The organism is Planococcus daihaiensis, from assembly GCF_049262615.1.
In the GTDB taxonomy this organism is placed as follows: domain Bacteria; phylum Bacillota; class Bacilli; order Bacillales_A; family Planococcaceae; genus Planococcus.
In genome coordinates this window covers 318147-338952 of sequence record NZ_CP175504.1, presented here as the reverse complement: position 1 = coordinate 338952, position 20806 = coordinate 318147, and the positions used below count along the sequence as shown (strand labels likewise).

The following is a 20806-nucleotide window of genomic DNA, read 5'->3' as shown; positions in this document are numbered from 1 at the left end:
ACGACATTGGCAACAGTATTGGAGAGAGTAACGAAAGTAATCGTAGATCGTCTGGGTGTAGAAGAGAATGAAGTGAAACTTGAAGCTTCTTTCACAGGAGACCTGGGAGCGGACTCATTGGATGTAGTTGAATTGGTTATGGAGCTTGAAGACGAATTCGATATGGAAATTTCTGATGAAGATGCAGAAGGCATGGCTACAGTAGGAGACGCAGTTTCTTACATTGAGAAGAAACAAGCGTAAATTTTAATTTGAACGAAATGACCTTGACGCATAATCGCCTGCAGCTGGAGCGATTATGCGTCAATTCTTTTTTGCGTTGGAGCCTGAAAACAGGTAAAATTGACGGAAGAACATCATAGGAAGGCAGATAAAAATGGCAATTAAAAAAAACCTTAACCCACAAAAGCCGGGCGTGCTGAAAGATAGCGTCATCAAGGCGTTCGGCGAGCTCCAACAGGAACTGGATGTCAGCTTCCAAAATCCTGTACTGCTCTATCAAGCTTTTACCCATTCATCTTATGTGAATGAGCATCGCCGAAAAAAATTCACGGACAACGAACGCCTCGAATTTCTGGGTGACGCGGTGTTGGAATTATCGGTTTCCCATTATCTTTATATGAAATATCCCGATATGAGCGAAGGGGAATTGACGAAACTGCGGGCAACAATTGTCTGCGAGCCTTCACTTGTTCTTTTTGCAAATGAATTGAATTTCGGCAAATATATCCTGCTCGGCAAAGGCGAAGAGTTGACCGGTGGACGCACTCGTCCGGCACTGCTTGCTGATGTGTTTGAATCATTTGTCGGGGCTTTGTATCTGGATCAGGGACTCGAACCGGTCGTTTCATTTCTGGAAGTGATTCTTTTCCCGAAAGTGGAAATCGGTGCTTTTTCGCATGTGATGGATTATAAGAGCCAGTTGCAGGAGATTGTGCAGCAAAAGAATTCCGGAATATTGAGCTATGAAATCATCGATGAAAAAGGACCTGCGCACAGCCGTATATTTGTGACACGTGTCACGTTGGCCGACAGAGAGTTGGGCATAGGAAACGGCCGGTCCAAAAAAGAAGCGGAACAGCAGGCAGCTCAGCTGGCAATCCGTAAATTGCAGGAAGCAATGGAGGACTAGAGAATGTTTTTGAAGAGATTGGAAGTCATGGGATTCAAATCGTTCGCTGATCGCATCGGCATCGATTTTGTCCCCGGTGTTACAGCAGTCGTGGGACCGAATGGCAGCGGGAAAAGCAACGTTACCGACGCCATTCGCTGGGTCCTCGGAGAACAATCCGCAAAATCATTGCGCGGCGGAAAGATGGAAGACGTCATTTTTGCCGGCAGTGATTCACGAAAACCGTTGAATTTTGCCGAAGTTACTTTGGTTTTGGATAATACAGATGGCCGCGTCCCTCTCGATTACAGCGAAATCAGCGTAACGAGGAGGGTTTTTCGAAGTGGAGAAAGTGCCTATCTCTTAAACAAGCAAAATTGCAGATTGAAGGATATCACCGACCTTTTCATGGATTCCGGTCTCGGAAAAGAAGCTTTTTCCATTATTTCGCAGGGCAGGGTGGATGAAATCCTGAACAGCAAAGCGGAGGAACGCCGTTCAATTTTCGAAGAAGTCGCCGGTGTGCTGAAATACAAACAGCGCAAGAAAAAGGCGGAAGTGAAACTGAATGAAACCGACGAAAACCTGAACCGTGTATTGGATATTCTCCACGAGTTGGACGGCCGCATGGAACCGCTGCAAATTCAGGCGTCCGCTGCACGTGACTTTCTGGATATGAGTGAAGAGCTGAAGGATTCGGACATTGCCCTTCTGGCGTTTGACGCTGACCGCCTGACGACTGAACTGGAACAATTGGGCGAAGATGCCGAAGCGCAAATTACTAAAGAACAGGCATTATCAGGAGAAATCGCCGGAAAAGAAGAGACGGTGTCCCACATCCGTAAATTGCTGGCACAGCTTGACGGAGAAATTGATGCACAACAGAGCAGCCTGATAGAAGCTAGTTCCGAAACGGAGAAATGGGAAGGCCGCAAATTGCTGATGTCTGAGAAAAAGCATAACGCCGACCGCCAGGCCAAACAGCTGCAGGAAAATCTGGATGCTGAACTCGCGGAACTCGAATTGTTGACGGCAAAGCACAACGAGCAGCTGGGTCTGCTGGAAGAACGAAAATCCGAACAGCAAAAGATCCGGGATTCGATCCGGCAGCTGGAAGAGCAATTGAGCAGAACTCCGGCCGACATTGAAAATGAAATCGAATCTTTCAAATCGCAGTATATCGAATTGATGAACGAACAGGCGACCGTCAAAAATGAATTGAAAAATATCGATCTTCAACAGCAGCAATTGTCGGAATCGACCAGCAGAATCGCATTGCAACAGGAAGATTTTGACAGCGAACTACAAAGGCTTGAAAAGGAAAAAGCCGAAGCTGAAGGGAAACACAACACCATTAAAACGCTGCTGGAAGAAAAGCGTACTTTATACCGGGAAACCGAAACCGCTTACCAACAGTCTAAAGCGTCATTTGATAAAAAGCAGAATATGCTGTTCCAAGCCTACCAATCACAAAAGCAAATGGAGTCACGCATCGAGACGCTGCAGGAATTGGAAGCTGATTTCTCAGGCTTTTTCCAAGGCGTCCGGGAAGTGCTGCAAGCGCGTGAAAAGGGCAAATTATCCGGCATTGTCGGTGCAGTAGCAGAAATTGCCCAAGTGGAGCAGGATTATGCAAAAGCGATTGAAACGGCTCTTGGAGCTTCAAGCCAGCATATTGTCACGGCAAACGAGGAAGATGCGCGCAAAGCGATCAATTTCCTGCGGGAAAAAAGAGCGGGCCGTTCCACTTTCCTGCCGATGACTGTCATGAAACCGAGAACGATTCCCGAACACACATTAGCTTCTGTCCGCCAGCATCCCTCATTTATCAAAATGGCATTTGAATTGGTGGATTATGAACCGGCTTACAGCATGATCATCGAGAACCTGCTCGGCAACGTCATCATTGCCGATGACCTGAAGGGTGCGACGGCAATTGCGAAATCGATCGGCAACAGGTACAGAGTCGTAACGCTGGATGGAGACATCGTCAATGCCGGCGGTTCAATGACCGGCGGCGCCAATAAAACACAGGCATCGTTCTTCACCCGAAAAGCGGAGCTGGAACAATTGCAGGAACAAGCGAAAGAAATGAAGAACACGATTGCACTAGCAGAAAAAACCGTGCAAAAAGAGCAATCCGACGTCCACAGCACAGAGCGGAAACTGAATGATTTGCGCTCGGATGGGGAGAAATACCGGGATTTGGAATCGGAACGGGCCATGACGCTGCGCGAAATCAACGCCGTGCTCAACACCACCAAAGAGCGTTTCAAAGTCTTCCAGGCTGAACAGAAAAACAAAGGTTCCGATCTCGATGCGGTAACCGGCCGCAAAGAAACGGCATCCAACAGGCTCGGTGAAATAACTTCCGAACTTTCCGGAACTTCAGCGCGGATTGAGGAATTGACCGAATTCAAGCAGCAAAATGAAAGTGCCCGCGACGCGGTGCTGGTGAGATTTGCTGACGAGAAATCAAAAATGGCGGTCATGAAAGAGCGCGTCAATCAGCTGACCCAAAGTGAAACCGAATTGCTGGAGCGCCGGAACAAAAGCGCACGCAAGGTGGATGAAATTCGTTCAGAGCTCGAGTGGATGCAATCGGAAGAAGCGGTAAAAGTTTATTCTGATGAAGAAATTATTGCTCAAATTGCCAATTGGACGCATAAAAAGCAGACCGGACAGCAGCAGATCGGCGAGCTGAAAGAACGCCGTACTGCCAATCAGAACGAGTTGACCGCATTGGAGCAGGAGCTGAAAGAAATTCAGCGGCTTCATAAGGGCTTTGTCGAAGCGATCCGCATCTGCGAAGTCAAATCGACGCGGCTGGATGTCCAGATTCAGAGCCTTCTCGCTCAACTCGAAACCAAATACGAGCTGACACTGGAACAGGCGATGGAATTTGAACTCGCAGACGCGGAAGATGTTGTGCGCAAAAAGGTCAAATTGCTGAAACAGTCCATCGACGAACTGGGGCCGGTCAATATCGGTTCCATCGAGGAATTCGAACATGTGGCGGAGCGCCACAGTTTCCTGACCGAGCAGCGCAATGACCTCAATGAGGCGAAAGAAACGTTGCGGACAGTCATCCGCGAAATGGACGAAGAAATGACGACTCGTTTCGATGAGACTTTCCATGCCATCCGGACCCATTTTCAGCGGGTATTCAAAGAATTATTCGGCGGAGGCTCAGCTGATCTCGTGCTGACCAATCCGGAGGATATGCTGGCTACAGGCGTGGAAATCATTGCTCAGCCGCCAGGCAAAAAGCTGCAGAACCTCAGCTTGCTATCGGGAGGCGAACGGGCGTTGACGGCAATCGCGTTATTATTCGCCATCCTGAACATACGCCCGGTGCCGTTCTGTATTCTCGATGAAGTGGAAGCGGCACTCGATGAATCGAATGTCGTACGCTATAGCCAATATTTGAAGAAATTCAGTGAAGATACCCAATTTATCGTCATCACCCACCGCAAAGGGACGATGGAAGGTGCGGATGTGCTCTACGGCATTACGATGCAGGAATCAGGCATTTCCAAGCTTGTTTCTGTTAAATTGCAGGAACAATTATAATTAGAGGAGTGATGGAGTGAGTTTTTTCAAAAAGCTGAAAGATAAATTCGCTGGCAATGCCGAGGAAGAACAATCAACCGAAAAATACAAAGAAGGTCTGGAAAAAACCCGTACCGGATTTACTTCAAAAATTAATGATCTTGTCGCGAAATACCGCAAAGTGGATGAAGATTTCTTCGAAGAACTCGAAGAAGTGCTGCTGCAGGCGGACGTCGGTTTTGAAACTGTCCTCGAATTGATGGACGATTTACGCTACGAAGTGCAGCGCAAAAATGTCCGCGATACTTCCAATGTGCAATCGGTCATATCCGAAAAACTGGTGGAAATCTACCAGGCCGGAGATGCTGAACTGAACGACATCAAATTCGCCGATGGCCTGACTGTCATCCTGATGGTGGGTGTCAATGGAGTCGGCAAGACGACGACCATCGGCAAACTGGCACACCGGTTGAAAAATGATGGCAAATCCGTCATGCTGGCTGCCGGTGATACTTTCCGTGCCGGTGCAATCGAACAATTGGATGTATGGGGACAACGGGTTGGCGTTGATGTCGTTAAACAGGCCGCAGGATCGGATCCGGCTGCGGTCATGTACGACGCAGTGCGGTCGGCAAAATCCCGCGGCGTTGATGTATTGATCTGTGATACGGCAGGACGCCTTCAGAACAAAGTCAATCTGATGAATGAACTGGAAAAAATCCACCGCGTCATCTCGCGTGAAGTGCCTGGCGCTCCGCACGAAGTGCTGCTGGCGCTTGATGCCACAACGGGCCAAAATGCCATGATCCAGGCGCAGACGTTCAAGGATGTCACAGAAGTTACGGGTATCGTCCTGACAAAACTGGACGGCACAGCCAAAGGCGGTATCGTATTGGCAATCCGCAATAAATTGAAAATTCCTGTAAAGTTTGTCGGTCTCGGGGAGAAAATGGACGACCTGCAGCCATTTGATCCACAGAAGTATGTGTATGGCCTGTTTGCTGAAGGTTTGGATAAGGAAGAACAGCTTGAAGAAGGTTCTGCAGACAAGTAAAAATACTTGACAGCTGAATTCATTTTCAGTATGGTTGTTGGTAGAATGAACGGGGTGAGCAGAAATGATGGGCTTGGAAAAAACAACGCGAATGAATTATCTGTTCGATTTCTATCAGGAATTGCTGACGCCAAAACAACGCAGTTATATGATGCTGTATTATTTGGATGACCATTCTTTGGGTGAAATTGCTGAAGAATACCATATTACACGCCAGGCGGTATATGATAACATTCGCCGGACTGAAGCAATGCTTGAAGAATACGAAGCGAAGCTGCAGCTGTTTGATAAATTTAAGCGGCGGCAGGAATTGGTTTCTTCATTTGAAAAAGAGCCTTTCACTGATGAATCGATCCGTAAATTTCTCAGTGAATTAAAAGAATGGGATTAGGAGGCGGAACGAATGGCATTTGAAGGTTTATCCGAACGCCTGCAAGGCACCATGACAAAGATCAAAGGCAAGGGCAAGGTGTCTGAAGCAGACGTCAAAGAAATGATGCGTGAAGTCCGCTTCGCGTTAATCGAAGCGGATGTTAACTTGAAAGTCGTCAAGGAATTCGTCAAAAAAGTAAGTGAACGCGCTGCAGGTTCGGATGTCATGGAAAGCTTGACGCCGGGCCAGCAGGTCGTAAAAATCGTTAAAGATGAGCTGACAGAATTGATGGGCGGCGAAGAAAGCAAAATCAACTTTTCAACCAAACAACCGACCGTCATCATGATGGTCGGTCTGCAAGGGGCCGGTAAAACGACCACCACGGGTAAATTGGCTGGTTTGCTGCGCAAAAAGCACAACCGCAAACCATTATTGGTTGCGGCTGATGTCTACCGTCCTGCGGCAGTTCAGCAATTGGAGACGATCGGCAAGCAGCTGACAATTCCGGTATTTTCAAAAGGCACAGATATCTCGCCGGTTGAAATTGCACGCCAGGCGATTGAACACGCAAAAGCCGAACATATGGATACCGTCATCATTGATACCGCAGGCCGTCTGCATATCGATGAAGATTTGATGCAGGAATTGAAAGATATCCGTGCATTAAAAGAGCCCGATGAAATCTTCCTGGTCGTCGATGCGATGACCGGACAGGATGCCGTCAATGTAGCACAAAGCTTTGATGAAGCAATCGGCATCTCAGGGGTCGTTTTGACGAAACTTGATGGTGATACCCGAGGTGGTGCGGCATTATCCATCCGCACAGTTACCCAAAAACCGATCAAATTCGTCGGTATGGGTGAAAAATTGGATGCGCTCGATGTGTTCCATCCGGAACGCATGGCTTCCCGAATTCTCGGCATGGGCGATATGCTGTCGCTGATTGAAAAAGCGCAGACCAATGTCGATGAAGAAAAAGCGAAACAGCTGGAAGAGAAATTCCGCACGTCTTCCTTTACATTTGATGATTTTCTGGAACAGCTTGCCCAAGTGAAGCAGATGGGGCCACTGGATGAAATTCTGAAAATGATGCCTGGCGCCAATAAAATCAAAGGGCTGGAAAACGCAAAAGTGGATGAAAGCCAGATGGGCCGTGTCGAAGCGATCATCTATTCAATGACGACTCAAGAGAAAACAACTCCTGAGATCATCAACGCAAACCGTAAAAAAAGGATCGCCAGAGGATCAGGAACTTCGATACAGGATGTGAACCGCCTGTTGAAACAATTTGAAGATATGAAGAAAATGATGAAACAAATGTCCGGTATGGGCGGCAAAAAAGGCAAGAAAAAGATGTCGATGCCAGGCCTGGACTCACTTTTTAAATAATTTTTTAAGGTGTTAAGAAAAAATACTTTACAAACTATTTAAAGCTTGCTAATATAATATCTTGTGTGAAACTATTCGGAGGTGCTTTAAGAAATGGCAGTAAAAATTCGCTTGAAACGTATGGGAGCAAAAAAATCTCCTTTTTACCGTATCGTAGTAGCTGACTCACGTGCTCCACGTGACGGCCGTCAAATCCAGACAGTAGGTACTTACAACCCACTGACAGTTCCAGCTGAAGTTAAAATCGACGAAGAGTTAGTGTTGAAATGGCTTCACGATGGTGCTAAACCATCAGATACTGTTCGTAACTTGTTTTCTCAAAAAGGCATTATGGAGAAATTCCATAACGACAAATTAAACAAGTAAGGGAGATTTTCTTATGAAGCAGCTGATTGAAACCGTTGTGAAACCGCTGGTCGATCATCCGGAAGAAGTTCGTATTGAAATTGACGAAAATAATAGCCGTATTGTCTACAAGCTTTCTGTTCATCAGGAAGACACTGGAAAAATTATCGGTAAGCAAGGCCGGGTGGCGAAAGCCATCCGCGCCATCGTGTATTCAGCGGCAGGCAATCATCATAAGAAGAAAACTTACCTCGATATTGTGGATTGAGTAAAAGGAAGGAGCCCCGGTTCCTTCCTTTTTTCTTGGGATTGTCGTTATAGCCGATATTCCGCAAAACAGCTGCGCTTGCCTGGGGGCTTGCGCTGAGCTAACTCGGTCTCGTTTCACTTCGCCCGAGTGGATCTCAGCACTTCGCTTGGTCCCCATGGCGTCTGCGCTGTTTTGCTCCATATCTCTTAATAAAACTCTCAAGTGAAAGAGCGGAAGGTGGCGAAGTGCAAAGATGTGCTCCTGCATCGCTTCGCTAGCTTCGTCGCAAACGATTCACGCCCGCGGAAAGCGTCCACCTGAAGCGATTTCACGTTCAATTAGATGATGCTTTTTATGTTAATAGTTATAAAACTCATAGTAGAAAACCGAAAACGAAAGGATGTTTGTGCGTGGAATGGTTTAATGTAGGAAAAATCGTTAATACTCACGGAATCCAGGGAGAAGTTCGGGTTTTATCCCGTACGGATTTTCCGGATGAACGTTTTGCAATTGGAACAAAACTTGGGCTGTTCAAAAAAGATGCTAAAAAGCCGATCATGGTGACAATCGCCAGCCGCAGACAGCACAAGAACTTTGAGCTGCTGACGTTTGAAGGCTATCCGTTCATCCAGGACGTGGAAGAGTTCAAGGATTCGTATTTGCGGATTGCGGAACACGATCTGACGGAATTGGAAGAAGGCGCATACTACCATCATGAAATACTGGGATGCACCGTATTCACGGATGAAGGACGCGAACTTGGCAAAATCACTGAAATTTTGGAGACCGGCGCAAATGATGTGTGGGAAGTTACCCCCCCAACCGGCAAAAAGCATTATATTCCCTATATCGAAGAAATCGTAAAGGAAATTGATGTCGAGGAAAAGAAAGTGACAATCGAAGTCATGGAAGGCTTGTTGAACGAATGAAGATCAATGTCCTTTCTTTATTTCCACCAATGTTCGAAGGTGTTTTCAATCAGTCGATGATGAAAAAAGCACAGGAGAAGAACGCGGTAACGTTTGCCGTTTCCGATTTCAGAGATTTTGCCGACAATAAACGCCAGGTCGATGATTATCCGTTCGGTGGAGGCGCCGGTATGGTGCTGAAGCCTGAACCCGTATTTAACGCAGTAGAAGCGCTGTCTGGAGACGCTAAGCCCCGTGTCATCCTGATGTGCCCGCAAGGTGAGCGCTTCACTCAACAGAAGGCGGAAGAACTGGCGCAGGAAGATGAGCTGATATTCATCTGCGGCCATTACGAAGGATACGATGAGCGGATCAGGGACCATCTGGTGACTGATGAAATTTCCATCGGGGATTTCGTTTTGACTGGTGGGGAACTGGCCGCGATGACCGTCATTGACAGTGTCGTACGGCTATTGCCGGGTGTGCTCGGCAATGCCGATTCGCCTGTGAAAGATTCCTTTTCAACCGGCTTTCTGGAACACCCGCAATATACACGGCCTGCCGAGTATCGCGGGTGGAAAGTACCGGAAGTGCTGACTTCGGGCAATCATGGACTCGTCGATAAATGGCGTGAAGAGCAGACCTTAAAAAGAACGCTCGAACGGCGGCCGGATTTGCTTGAAAAAATGGATCTTACTGCAGCTCAACAGAAGATTTTGGATGAACTGAAAAAAGAAAAATGATCACAGATTAACTCTTGCATAAGCATTCGCTTAGTGATAACATGGAGTCTGTACTTTTATGTAGAGTACAGGATCACGGTGTTCCGCTGCAATCGGAAAATGACTGTAAGAGCATCTGTAGAAGGAGAGAAAACCATGCAAAACATTATTACAGAAATCACAAAAGAACAGCTTCGTACGGATCTTCCGAATTTCCGTCCTGGAGACACTGTTCGTGTCCACGTTAAAGTTGTCGAGGGTACACGCGAACGTGTTCAGGTATACGAAGGAGTTGTAATTGGTCGTCGTGGAGGCGGGATCAGTGAGTCATTCACAGTCCGCAAAATCTCTTACGGTGTTGGTGTTGAACGTACATTCCCTGTACACACACCTAAAATTGCTCAACTTGAAGTTACCCGTCGCGGTAAAGTTCGTCGTGCGAAACTGTACTACTTGCGTAACCTACGCGGTAAAGCAGCACGCATCAAAGAAATTCGATAAGATTGCATTGCAGAAAGAGGGCGTCCGCGCCCTCTTTCTTTTTTGCTTAAATGTAATTATCCTTGTACAATTAAAACACAAAGCTTAGGGAGGAACCCGCATGGAAACAGAAGTCAAAAAGAAAAACGAAGTTTGGGAATGGTCAAAGGCTTTATTGATAGCATTCGGCCTCGCGGCAATTATCCGGATCTTCCTTTTCACACCGATTGTGGTTGATGGAGAATCGATGATGCCGACGCTTGAACACGGCGATCGCATGATTGTCAATAAAATCGGTTATAACATCGGGGCACCTGACAGGTTCGACATCATTGTTTTTCATGCGCCTGAAGCTAAAGATTACATCAAGCGGATCATCGGCCTGCCTGGCGATCATGTTGCCTATGAGGATGATCAATTATACATTAACGGTGAACCGGTTGATGAGCCGTATCTTGATGATTACAAAAATGGCATCAACGGCACATTTACAGAAGATTTCACCCTGGAAGAAAAGATTAATGCGGGCACTGTCCCCGAAGGAACAGTTTTTGTAATGGGCGATAACCGTCGCCATAGCAAGGACAGCCGGATTATCGGCGTAGTTCCGATGGAAGAAGTAGTCGGCAGCACGAGTTTTGTATTCTGGCCATTTGAAGAGGCTGGAATTGTGAAGTAAGGAGAGGTTTTATGACGATTCAATGGTTCCCGGGACACATGGCGAAAGCCCGGAGAGAAGTAACTGAAAAACTGAAATTGGTAGATATTATTTTTGAATTGGTTGATGCAAGGCTTCCGTTATCATCACGCAATCCGATGATCGATCAGGTGATCCAGCTAAAACCGCGGCTAATCATTCTGAATAAGATGGACATGGCAGATGAAACGGAAACCAAAAAATGGATCCGCTATTTTGAAGAACAAGGCACGCGGGCAGTCGCCATCAACTCACTCGAAGGAAAAGGACTGCAAGCGGTAACGAAAGCCTCCAAAGAGATCTTGTCTGAAAAATGGGACCGTATGATTGCCAAAGGGATCAAACCACGGGCCATCCGTGCGATGATCGTCGGCATACCAAACGTCGGAAAATCGACTTTGATCAATCGGCTGTCGAAAAAGAGCCTGGCCAAAACAGGCAATATGCCGGGTGTGACTAAAGCCCAGCAATGGATCAAAGTAGGCAAGGAAATTGAATTGCTTGATACACCTGGTATTCTATGGCCGAAGTTCGAAGATCCGGAAACCGGCTTTAAATTAGCGGTCACTGGCGCTATCAAGGATTCCGTCATCCAAATGCAGGAATTGGCGATCTACGCGCTGAAATTTTTGGAAGAGCGCTATCCGGAGCGATTAAAAGAGCGATACGGCATCGATCATGTAGACGAAGAAATTGTTCATACATTTGATCATATCGCCAAAAAGCGTCGGTTCGTGGCACATGATGGTGAAGTGGATTATGAAATGACAGCTGAGGCAATTATTCGCGATATTCGCAATCAATATCTTGGCAGAGTGACTTTCGATTATAGAGATGAAATGATTGTAGAAGAAGAGGAATAGTATAGCTGCAGACAATGAAAGAGGCTGATCCGATTATGGGATAGCCTCTTTTCTTATAGACCATATAAGTTGAGCTGAAAATCTATTGTAACCGATATTGCGCAAAACAGCTTCGCTTGCCTGGGGGCTCGCGCTGAGCTAACTCGGTCTCGTTTCACTTCGCCCGAGTGGATCTTGCACTTCGTCGGCATCCGCCTGCTCCCCATGGCGTCTTCGCTGTTTTGCTCCATATCTCTAAAGATTCCTCTCACCGCCGGCACGGTTCCGGAATGCCGACAGTGGAGAAGGCGAATGCTCTTCTCGGCTTATAGTGGGAGCCACGGTGTGCCTTGCGAAGATGGCACTTCCTTTGCGACGAGCTTGCGCAGGAGCATAATCTTTGTCCTTGTCCAAAGTGCCAAAGCGTAATGAAAACATAATTCTATTCTTGAACTTATATAGCCCGAAATATATATATAAAATTACCGATTAGGAAGGAGCATCTTGATGGATAAAATTATAGCAATACGCGAAAAGCTCTCCAGTACACTTAATTGGGAACCGTGGATGGATGAGCTGGAGTCGGATGACAGGAAGTCTGTGCAGAAACTCCTGGTTTCCTGGAAGCGTAAACAACAACTTCATGAAAAACTATTGGAGAATCATGGAGCCAAACAAGATTTCGATGATTCCTTTAAACAACAGCGGGATTGGAAAGTTGCCGGAATCGATGAGGCAGGTCGGGGGCCGCTCGCCGGACCGGTCGTCACTGCTGCAGTCATCCTGCCGGAAGAATGTCCGACGCTCATTGGCCTCGACGATTCCAAAAAAATACCCAAAGCAAGACGGGAATATTTTGCTGAAGAAATAAAAAAAATTGCGATCAGTTATTCCGTACATATCCAGCCGCCGGAAGAAATTGACCGTCTGAATATTTATCAGGCGACAAAGATTTCCATGGCAGAAGCGGCGGCAGCACTCGAACCGGCACCATCCATGCTGCTGGCCGACGCCATGCAGGTTGACATCGGCATTCCATGCGAGTCAATCATCAAAGGTGACGCGAAAAGTTTAGCGATCGCGGCCGCGTCGATTTTGGCGAAGACGGGACGGGATGCCATTATGGAGGCTTATGCCGCTGAATATCCCGAATACGGTTTCGATCAGCATGCGGGTTACGGGACCAAATTGCATGTAGAAGCTATCCGCCTCTTTGGTCCGACGCCCATTCACCGCCGCACTTTTGAACCGGTAAAAGGGATGTTGACGGAAGGAATAGCCATAAAAACCAACCCATAGGCAACTGAATATTCCAAGTATTCACTAGCTTGGCGGTCTACTGTGGACATTTTGTGGCAACTTTAATACAATGGTAGAGGCAATAAAATTACGAGACAGATGTTTGATTGGAGGATGACAGATGAATATCCATGAATATCAAGGAAAAGAACTCCTCAGACAATACGGCGTAGCAGTTTCTTACGGCACTGTTGCTTTTTCTCCGGAAGAAGCAGTTAAAGCGGCGAAAGAACTTAGCACAGACGTTGTCGTTGTAAAAGCACAAATCCACGCAGGTGGACGAGGCAAAGCAGGCGGAGTTAAAATCGCTAAAAACTTGGACGAAGTCCGCGCGTACGCGAAAGAACTTTTAGGCAAAGTTCTTGTGACTCACCAAACTGGTCCAGAAGGCAAAGAAATCAAACGCCTTTTGATCGAAGAAGGATCTGACATTAAAAAAGAATACTATGTCGGATTGGTGCTTGACCGCCAAACTTCACGTGTCACTCTTATGGGTTCTGAAGAAGGCGGAGTTGATATCGAAGAAGTATCTGAAAACACGCCTGAAAAAATCTTCAAAGAAGTTATCGATCCAGTGGTCGGTTTGACTGGTTTCCAGGCACGCCGCATGGCATTCAACATGAACATTCCGCCGAAGCTTGTCAACAAAGCAGCGAAATTCATGCTTGGCCTTTACACTGTATTCATCGAAAAAGATGCTTCAATCGTTGAAATCAACCCATTGGTTGAAACTGGCGATGGCGATATTTTAGCGCTTGACGCAAAATTCGATTTCGATGAAAACGCATTATACCGCCACAAAGACATTGTGGAACTTCGTGATTTCGACGAAGAGGATGCAAAAGAAATTGAAGCTTCCAAGCATGACTTGAGCTACATTTCTTTGGATGGGAACATCGGCTGTATGGTTAACGGCGCCGGACTTGCTATGGCAACAATGGATACGATCAACTATTACGGCGGAACACCCGCTAACTTCCTTGACGTTGGGGGCGGTGCCACCGCTGAGAAAGTAACGGAAGCTTTCAAAATCATTCTTTCTGATAAGAATGTAAAAGGAATTTTCGTTAACATTTTCGGCGGTATCATGAAATGTGACATCATTGCGGAAGGCGTAATCCAAGCTGCTAAAGAAGTGAGCCTGGACGTACCTCTAGTCGTTCGCCTTGAAGGAACAAATGTTGAAATCGGTAAAAAACTGCTTAATGAATCAGGTCTTAATATCGTAGCTGCCGGCACTATGGCAGACGGCGCTAAACAGATCGTAGAACTTGTAGGCTAAAGAAGGGCAGGGACAAAAATGAGCGTATACATTAATAAAGACACAAAAGTGCTTGTACAGGGAATTACAGGGTCAACTGCCCTTTTCCATACAAAGCAAATGCTTGAATACGGAACGAAAATCGTTGCGGGTGTAACACCAGGCAAAGGCGGAACTGAAGCTGAAGGCGTACCGGTATTCAATACCGTTGAAGACGCAGTTAAAGCTACAGGAGCTAATGTATCTGTAATTTACGTACCGGCTCCTTTCGCGGCTGACGCAATTCTTGAAGCTGTTGACGCTAAGTTGGATATGGCTATCTGCATCACTGAACACATTCCAGTATTGGATATGGTAAAAGTGAAGCGTTATATGGAAGGCAAGAATACACGTCTTGTCGGACCAAACTGCCCGGGCGTTATCACACCGGACGAATGTAAAATCGGCATCATGCCTGGCTACATTCATAAAAAAGGACATGTCGGCGTTGTTTCACGCTCAGGTACTTTGACGTATGAAGCGACTCACCAATTGTCTGAAGAAGGAATTGGCCAATCGACAGCAGTCGGTATCGGCGGAGACCCGGTCAACGGCACAAACTTCATCGACGTATTGAAAGAATTCAATGAAGATGAAGATACGTATGCGGTGGTTATGATCGGTGAAATCGGCGGAACTGCTGAAGAAGAAGCAGCGGAATGGGTTAAAGCGAATATGACGAAACCTGTTGTCGGCTTTATCGGCGGTCAAACTGCTCCAGAAGGAAAACGCATGGGCCACGCCGGTGCGATCATTTCTGGCGGTAAAGGAACTGCTGCAGACAAGATCAAAGCAATGAACGCTGCTGGAATCGAAGTTGCAGACACTCCATCAGTAATTGGCGAAACTTTGATCAAAGTGATCAAAGAAAAAGGCCTTTACGACGCTTGTAAAACACATTAATACTCCAAAACGCGGAACCGTAACTGGTTCCGCGTTTTTTTATGCTTTATAATCGATATTCCGCAAAACAGGTGTTTACATAATCTGCCTACACAGCTACTATAGGAATTAAGTTGCACTTCATCCCGGTCAGGCATCCACAAAGAATGGAGGAACTTTATGGATAAAATGTTTGAACACCGGCTACTGGCGTTGCATTATATTTACCCCCAACCGCTCAATCTCATCAAACGGTTAATGATTGATGATCCGCAGCTCGAATACCTGGAAATGAGACCGGCCTGGGAAATCAGCCAATTGCTCGGCATCAGGCCCGAAGCGGCAATCTCCCTGAAAAGCGGTTATCTGAAATCCTTGAACACCCCCTATTCTGAAGCGTATGAAAAGCATAAGATACTCCCCATATCTTATAACCACCCTGATTATCCACAAAGCCTTTTCCAATTAATCGATCCACCTGCAATCCTGTATGCTAAGGGCAATCCGGCTTTATTGCACAATGAAGAGCGAATCGGTGTCATAGGAGCCAGGAAAGCATCCCTCTATTCCCAAAAAGCGATGGATGCCATCATTCCCGAGCTGGTGGCAGCCGGCGTTGTAATTGTCAGCGGTTTGGCTAAAGGGGCAGATGCCATGGCTCATCAAACAGCCATCCAATCAGGCGGACAAACGATAGCGGTGACCGGCAGCGGATTTTTGCATCCTTACCCAAAAGAGAACAGTGAATTGAATATTATAATAGAAGAAACTCAACTCGTCATTACAGAATATCCACCCTATATGCAGCCGAAAAGATGGAATTTCCCCATGCGAAACCGCATCATCAGCGGCTTGGTAAAAGGGGTGCTTGTCACCGAAGCGGCATTGAAAAGTGGCACCCTCAGCACGATTGAGCATGCACTCGAACACGGCAAAGATGTTTTCGCAGTTCCTGGGGATATTGGATCAGCTCTGTCACAAGGTCCTCATAAATTGATTTCTGATGGCGCAAAACCTGTCTGGAACGGGCTTCAGGTACTCGAAGAATACACAGAAATTCGCGTTTTGAAATAGGCAACAAAATGAAATACCTTGCATTCAGTCATAAACTGTTATACATTTTGCACAGGTATTTCTTATTTATACATTTTGTAAAAGTTTAAGAAACCTCTATGAGGAGGAATTGGAATGTCGGATTTTTTAGTGATTGTGGAGTCGCCCGCAAAGGCGAAAACAATCGAACGGTATTTGGGAAAGAAGTATAAAGTCCGCGCTTCTTTAGGACATTTACGTGATTTACCCCGCAGCCAGATGGGCGTGGACGTTGAAAACAATTTTGAACCCCGCTATATTACGATTCGCGGAAAAGGACCAATTTTACAAGATCTTAAAAAAGAAGCGAAAAAAGCGAAGAAAGTCTTTCTCGCGGCTGACCCCGACAGAGAAGGGGAAGCAATTGCGTGGCATTTAGCCCAGTCTCTCGGAGTGGATTTGGACTCTGATTGCCGGGTTGTGTTCAATGAAATCACAAAAGATGCCATAAAAGAATCATTTAAACAACCACGAAAAATTGATATGGATCTGGTGGATGCCCAACAAGCACGTCGCATTTTGGACCGTCTTGTCGGCTACAGCATCAGTCCTTTATTGTGGAAAAAAGTTAAAAAAGGCTTATCGGCCGGGCGGGTACAATCTGTTGCCCTGCGCCTCGTCATTGACCGGGAAAACGAAATCAAAGTATTTGAACCGGAAGAATACTGGTCCATTACAGGTGAATTCGAAAAAGCCAAAAAGAAATTTGAAGCGCAATTCTACGGCAATGCCGACGGCAAGATGAATCTTGAAAATGAAGATGATGTCAAAGCGGTTATGGCCACCATGAAAGGCAAAAACTTCAAAGTGAACCGCGTCGTAAAAAAGGAACGAAAGAGAAATCCTTCTCCTTCGTTCACCACTTCATCGCTGCAGCAGGAAGCTGCCCGGAAATTGAACTTCCGCGCCAAAAAGACCATGATGCTTGCTCAACAGCTTTATGAAGGTATTTCGGTCGGCAAGGAAGGCATCACCGGTCTGATCACCTATATGAGAACGGATTCTACCCGTATTTCCGACACTGCCAAACAAGATACCATAAAATTCATTGAAGAAAAATATGGTTCGGAATTTGTCACGAAATCAGCAGCGGCAAAACAATCCTCTAAATCGCAGGACGCCCACGAAGCAGTTCGGCCGACCAGCGTACTGCGCACACCGGAATCGCTGAAGAGCATCCTGTCGCGCGATCTCTACCGATTGTATAAATTGATCTGGGACCGCTTCGTCGCGAGCCAGATGTCACCGGCAGTGCTTGATACGGTGATGGCAGAGCTTCAGAATGGTGAAGCCGTGTTCCGTGCCAACGGCTCCCAGGTGAAATTCCCTGGGTTCATGAAAGTGTATGTTGAAGGAACGGACGATAAAACTGAAGACAAAGACAACATCCTTCCGGAAATGGAGGAAGGCGATAAGGTCAAAGCTGTTACAATTGATCCGAAACAGCATTTCACTCAGCCGCCGCCACGATTTACGGAAGCGCGGCTGGTGCGCACACTGGAAGAATTGGGCATAGGCCGGCCATCCACTTACGCGCCTACACTGGATACAATTCAAAAACGGGGCTATGTGACTTTGGACGCGAAGCGTTTTATCCCGACAGAGCTTGGCGAAATTGTGCACGGCCTGGTGCTGGAATTTTTCCCGAATATCCTGAACATCGAGTTCACAGCCAAAATGGAACACGATCTCGATAGTGTTGAAGAAGGCGATATCGAATGGAAGAAAATCATCTCTGAGTTTTTTGAAGGCTTTGCAAAAGATATCGAAGTGGCTGAAAATGAGATGGAGAAAGTCCAGATCAAAGATGAACCCGCGGGTGAAGATTGTGAACTTTGCGGATCGCCAATGGTCTTTAAGCTTGGCCGCTACGGCAAGTTTATGGCATGCAGCAACTTCCCGGAATGCCGCAATACGAAAGCCATCGTCAAGCATACGGGTGTGAAATGTCCAACATGTAAAAAAGGCGAAATCGTTGAACGGAAGAGTAAGAAAAAACGCATATTCTACGGATGCGAACGCTATCCGGAATGTGAGTTTGTATCATGGGACAAACCGATCGAACGGCCGTGCCCGAAATGCAGCGAACTTCTAGTGGAAAAGAAAGTGAAAAAAGGCGTTCAGATCAATTGTGTAAATTGTGATTATCAGGAAGAAGTACAATAACTAACCGAGGTGTTCAATTATGACAAAAACCATCAATGTAATCGGAGCAGGACTCGCCGGCAGTGAAGCTGCCTGGCAAATCGCCAAACGGGGAGTCAATGTCCGTTTATATGAAATGCGGCCGGTCAAACAAACGCCAGCCCACCATACAGACAAATTTGCAGAATTGGTATGCAGCAATTCGCTGCGTGCAAACTCACTGACCAATGCGGTCGGCGTGATTAAAGAAGAAATGCGAATGATGGATTCGGTCATCATCGAATCTGCTGACGGCGCATCCGTCCCTGCAGGCGGAGCGCTGGCAGTGGATCGGCATGAATTTGCTGGAGCGGTGACAGACAAAGTCCGCAACCATCCGCTTGTCGAAGTGATCAATGAAGAGGTAACGGAAATTCCGGAAGGCATCACGATTATCGCGACCGGCCCTCTGACATCACCTGCGCTGGCTGAGAAAGTGCGCAAATTGACAGGGGAAGATTATCTTTATTTTTATGATGCTGCAGCACCAATCGTTGAAAAAGACAGCATCGATATGGACAAAGTCTATTTGAAATCGCGCTATGATAAAGGCGAAGCTGCTTATTTGAACTGCCCCATGACGGAAGAGGAATTCATTCGTTTCCACACGGCTTTGGTAGAAGCGGAAGTTGTGCCTTTGAAGGAATTTGAAAAAGAGATTTATTTTGAAGGTTGTATGCCGGTTGAAGTGATGGCCGCGAGAGGCGCGAAAACGTTGACTTTCGGCCCGATGAAACCGGTCGGCCTGGAAGATCCAAAAACCGGAGAACGTCCATATGCAGTCGTTCAACTTCGCCAGGATGATGCAGCCGGAACCCTATATAATATTGTCGGCTTCCAAACCCACTTGAAATGGGGACCTCAAAAAGAGGTATTGAAACTCATTCCGGGATTGGAAAATGTTGAAATCGTCCGTTACGGGGTTATGCACCGCAACACGTTCATCAATTCGCCGCGTGTCCTGAAACCGACTTATCAGCTCAAAGCCAACCCGAATATTTTCTTCGCCGGCCAAATGACCGGAGTCGAAGGCTATGTCGAGTCGGCGGGCAGCGGACTTTTAGCTGGCGTCAATGCTGCTAAATTGGCGTTAGGTGAAGAATTGGTTGTCTTCCCGGCAGATACAGCGCTCGGCAGCATGGCGCGTTATATCACGGAAGCAGACGGCGAGAATTTCCAGCCGATGAATATCAACTTCGGATTATTCCCGGATCTTGGTGAACGCATCCGATCAAAACAGGAGCGCGCAGAGCGGCATGCAAACCGCGCACTGGACTCAATTCGAAATTATTTGAATACGGTATCAGTTTAATTGATAAAAGCCTCTAAATCTTGCTATAATTTAGAGGCTTTTTATTATTGTGCTGTAACAATTAAAAACGTCTATGTGCGGAGTATTTACAGAGCGGAAAGGCAGGGAAATGTAATGGACAAAAATGAAATGGTCCGGTCTTTCATTAGCTATATCCAATTGGAAAAAAATTACTCGGAGCACACCGTCCATCATTACGAATACGATTTGGCCGGTTTTTTTCTGTTTTTGGAAAGTGAAGGTGTAGATGATCTCAAGCAGGTCGAATATCTGCATGCCCGCAATTATATGACGAAATTATATGACGAACAATTGTCGAGACCAACAGTGTCCCGGAAAATTTCAGCAATCCGTTCCTTTTTCAAATATGGAAACCGTGAATTCGGACTCAGCGAAGAGGCATTCCGCTCTCTTTACCATCCGAAAAAAGAAGAGCGGCTCCCGCAATTTTTTTATGAGGAAGAGCTGCAGGTGCTTTTTGAATCGGTTAAGGGAGAGGACAAACTGTCCATCCGGAATACCGCGCTGCTCGAACTTCTATATGCTACCGGCATGCGTGTCAGCGAATGTGTCTCTATCCGAATGAAGGATCTGGACCGCCATATGCAGATTGTCAAAGTGATGGGCAAAGGCCGCAAAGAGCGCTACATCCCTTATGGCCAGTTCGCTCATGACGCGCTGGAACATTATATCGATGAAGTTCGTCCTAAACTTATGAAAAACACAGAACACGAGGGTCTGTTCGTTAATAACCGGGGAGACCTCGTGACGGATCGTGGCATTCGGCATATTTTGACCGAATGCATGAAAAAGGCATCAGCCAATTCCAATATTTACCCGCATATGATCCGCCATAGTTTTGCGACTCATTTATTGAACAATGGGGCAGATTTGCGGACAGTACAGGAATTGCTGGGCCATTCCCACCTGGCTTCAACCCAGGTCTATACACATGTCACGAAAGAACATTTGCGGAAAACGTATTTGAATGCGCATCCGCGAGCATAGAGAGGG

20 protein-coding genes are annotated in these 20806 nt (G+C 46.6%); all 20 read left to right on the top strand.

The window, feature by feature from the left end; all coding sequences use genetic code 11:
• Positions 1-6: 6 nt before the first annotated feature.
• Complete coding sequence (locus DHX103_RS01660) at positions 7-243, top strand: acyl carrier protein (protein ID WP_117302720.1); 237 nt, start codon at positions 7-9, stop codon at positions 241-243.
• 133 nt (positions 244-376) lie between these two features.
• Positions 377-1132, top strand: a complete 756-nt coding sequence (gene rnc / locus DHX103_RS01655) for a ribonuclease III (RefSeq protein ID WP_422123541.1) — start codon at positions 377-379, stop codon at positions 1130-1132.
• Positions 1133-1135: 3 nt separating this feature from the next.
• A complete protein-coding gene (gene smc / locus DHX103_RS01650) occupies positions 1136-4684 on the top strand; it encodes a chromosome segregation protein SMC (protein ID WP_422123540.1) in 3549 nt (1182 codons plus the stop codon).
• A 16-nt stretch (positions 4685-4700) separates the two neighbouring features.
• Positions 4701-5717, top strand: coding sequence for a signal recognition particle-docking protein FtsY (gene ftsY, locus DHX103_RS01645; RefSeq protein ID WP_422123539.1), 1017 nt, complete (start codon positions 4701-4703; stop codon positions 5715-5717).
• A gap of 67 nt (positions 5718-5784) precedes the next feature.
• Positions 5785-6108 carry a putative DNA-binding protein gene (locus DHX103_RS01640; protein WP_422124702.1) on the top strand — a complete coding sequence of 108 codons (324 nt, stop codon included), beginning with the start codon at positions 5785-5787 and terminating at the stop codon, positions 6106-6108.
• Positions 6109-6120: 12 nt separating this feature from the next.
• A complete protein-coding gene (ffh, locus tag DHX103_RS01635) occupies positions 6121-7479 on the top strand; it encodes a signal recognition particle protein (protein ID WP_422123538.1) in 1359 nt (452 codons plus the stop codon).
• Between the two features lie 93 nt (positions 7480-7572).
• Complete coding sequence (rpsP, locus tag DHX103_RS01630) at positions 7573-7845, top strand: 30S ribosomal protein S16 (protein WP_422123537.1); 273 nt, start codon at positions 7573-7575, stop codon at positions 7843-7845.
• A gap of 13 nt (positions 7846-7858) precedes the next feature.
• The gene (locus DHX103_RS01625; protein WP_422123536.1) at positions 7859-8092 is read left to right on the top strand and encodes a KH domain-containing protein; all 234 of its coding nucleotides are present in this window, start codon (positions 7859-7861) and stop codon (positions 8090-8092) included.
• A 392-nt stretch (positions 8093-8484) separates the two neighbouring features.
• Complete coding sequence (gene rimM, locus DHX103_RS01620) at positions 8485-9003, top strand: ribosome maturation factor RimM (protein WP_422123535.1); 519 nt, start codon at positions 8485-8487, stop codon at positions 9001-9003.
• Positions 9000-9725, top strand: a complete 726-nt coding sequence (gene trmD, locus DHX103_RS01615; protein ID WP_422123534.1) for a tRNA (guanosine(37)-N1)-methyltransferase TrmD — start codon at positions 9000-9002, stop codon at positions 9723-9725. The genes rimM and trmD overlap by 4 nt, the downstream gene beginning before the upstream one ends.
• A gap of 135 nt (positions 9726-9860) precedes the next feature.
• Positions 9861-10205 (top strand): 50S ribosomal protein L19, encoded by a 345-nt coding sequence (gene rplS, locus DHX103_RS01610; RefSeq protein ID WP_422123533.1) that lies wholly within the window; start codon positions 9861-9863, stop codon positions 10203-10205.
• A 100-nt stretch (positions 10206-10305) separates the two neighbouring features.
• A complete protein-coding gene (lepB, locus tag DHX103_RS01605) occupies positions 10306-10863 on the top strand; it encodes a signal peptidase I (RefSeq protein WP_422123532.1) in 558 nt (185 codons plus the stop codon).
• A gap of 11 nt (positions 10864-10874) precedes the next feature.
• Positions 10875-11744, top strand: a complete 870-nt coding sequence (gene ylqF / locus DHX103_RS01600) for a ribosome biogenesis GTPase YlqF (RefSeq protein ID WP_422123531.1) — start codon at positions 10875-10877, stop codon at positions 11742-11744.
• 486 nt (positions 11745-12230) lie between these two features.
• Positions 12231-13022, top strand: coding sequence for a ribonuclease HII (locus DHX103_RS01595; protein ID WP_422123530.1), 792 nt, complete (start codon positions 12231-12233; stop codon positions 13020-13022).
• A 121-nt stretch (positions 13023-13143) separates the two neighbouring features.
• A complete protein-coding gene (gene sucC, locus DHX103_RS01590) occupies positions 13144-14304 on the top strand; it encodes an ADP-forming succinate--CoA ligase subunit beta (RefSeq protein ID WP_422123529.1) in 1161 nt (386 codons plus the stop codon).
• Positions 14305-14322: 18 nt separating this feature from the next.
• Positions 14323-15225 (top strand): succinate--CoA ligase subunit alpha, encoded by a 903-nt coding sequence (gene sucD / locus DHX103_RS01585; protein WP_422123528.1) that lies wholly within the window; start codon positions 14323-14325, stop codon positions 15223-15225.
• Between the two features lie 159 nt (positions 15226-15384).
• Complete coding sequence (gene dprA / locus DHX103_RS01580) at positions 15385-16278, top strand: DNA-processing protein DprA (RefSeq protein WP_422123527.1); 894 nt, start codon at positions 15385-15387, stop codon at positions 16276-16278.
• Positions 16279-16392: 114 nt separating this feature from the next.
• A complete protein-coding gene (gene topA, locus DHX103_RS01575) occupies positions 16393-18462 on the top strand; it encodes a type I DNA topoisomerase (protein ID WP_422123526.1) in 2070 nt (689 codons plus the stop codon).
• A 19-nt stretch (positions 18463-18481) separates the two neighbouring features.
• On the top strand, positions 18482-19792 hold the full coding sequence (gene trmFO, locus DHX103_RS01570; protein WP_422123525.1) for an FADH(2)-oxidizing methylenetetrahydrofolate--tRNA-(uracil(54)-C(5))-methyltransferase TrmFO: 1311 nt from the start codon (positions 18482-18484) through the stop codon (positions 19790-19792).
• A gap of 114 nt (positions 19793-19906) precedes the next feature.
• A complete protein-coding gene (gene xerC, locus DHX103_RS01565; RefSeq protein ID WP_422123524.1) occupies positions 19907-20800 on the top strand; it encodes a tyrosine recombinase XerC in 894 nt (297 codons plus the stop codon).
• The last annotated feature ends 6 nt before the right edge of the window (positions 20801-20806 follow it).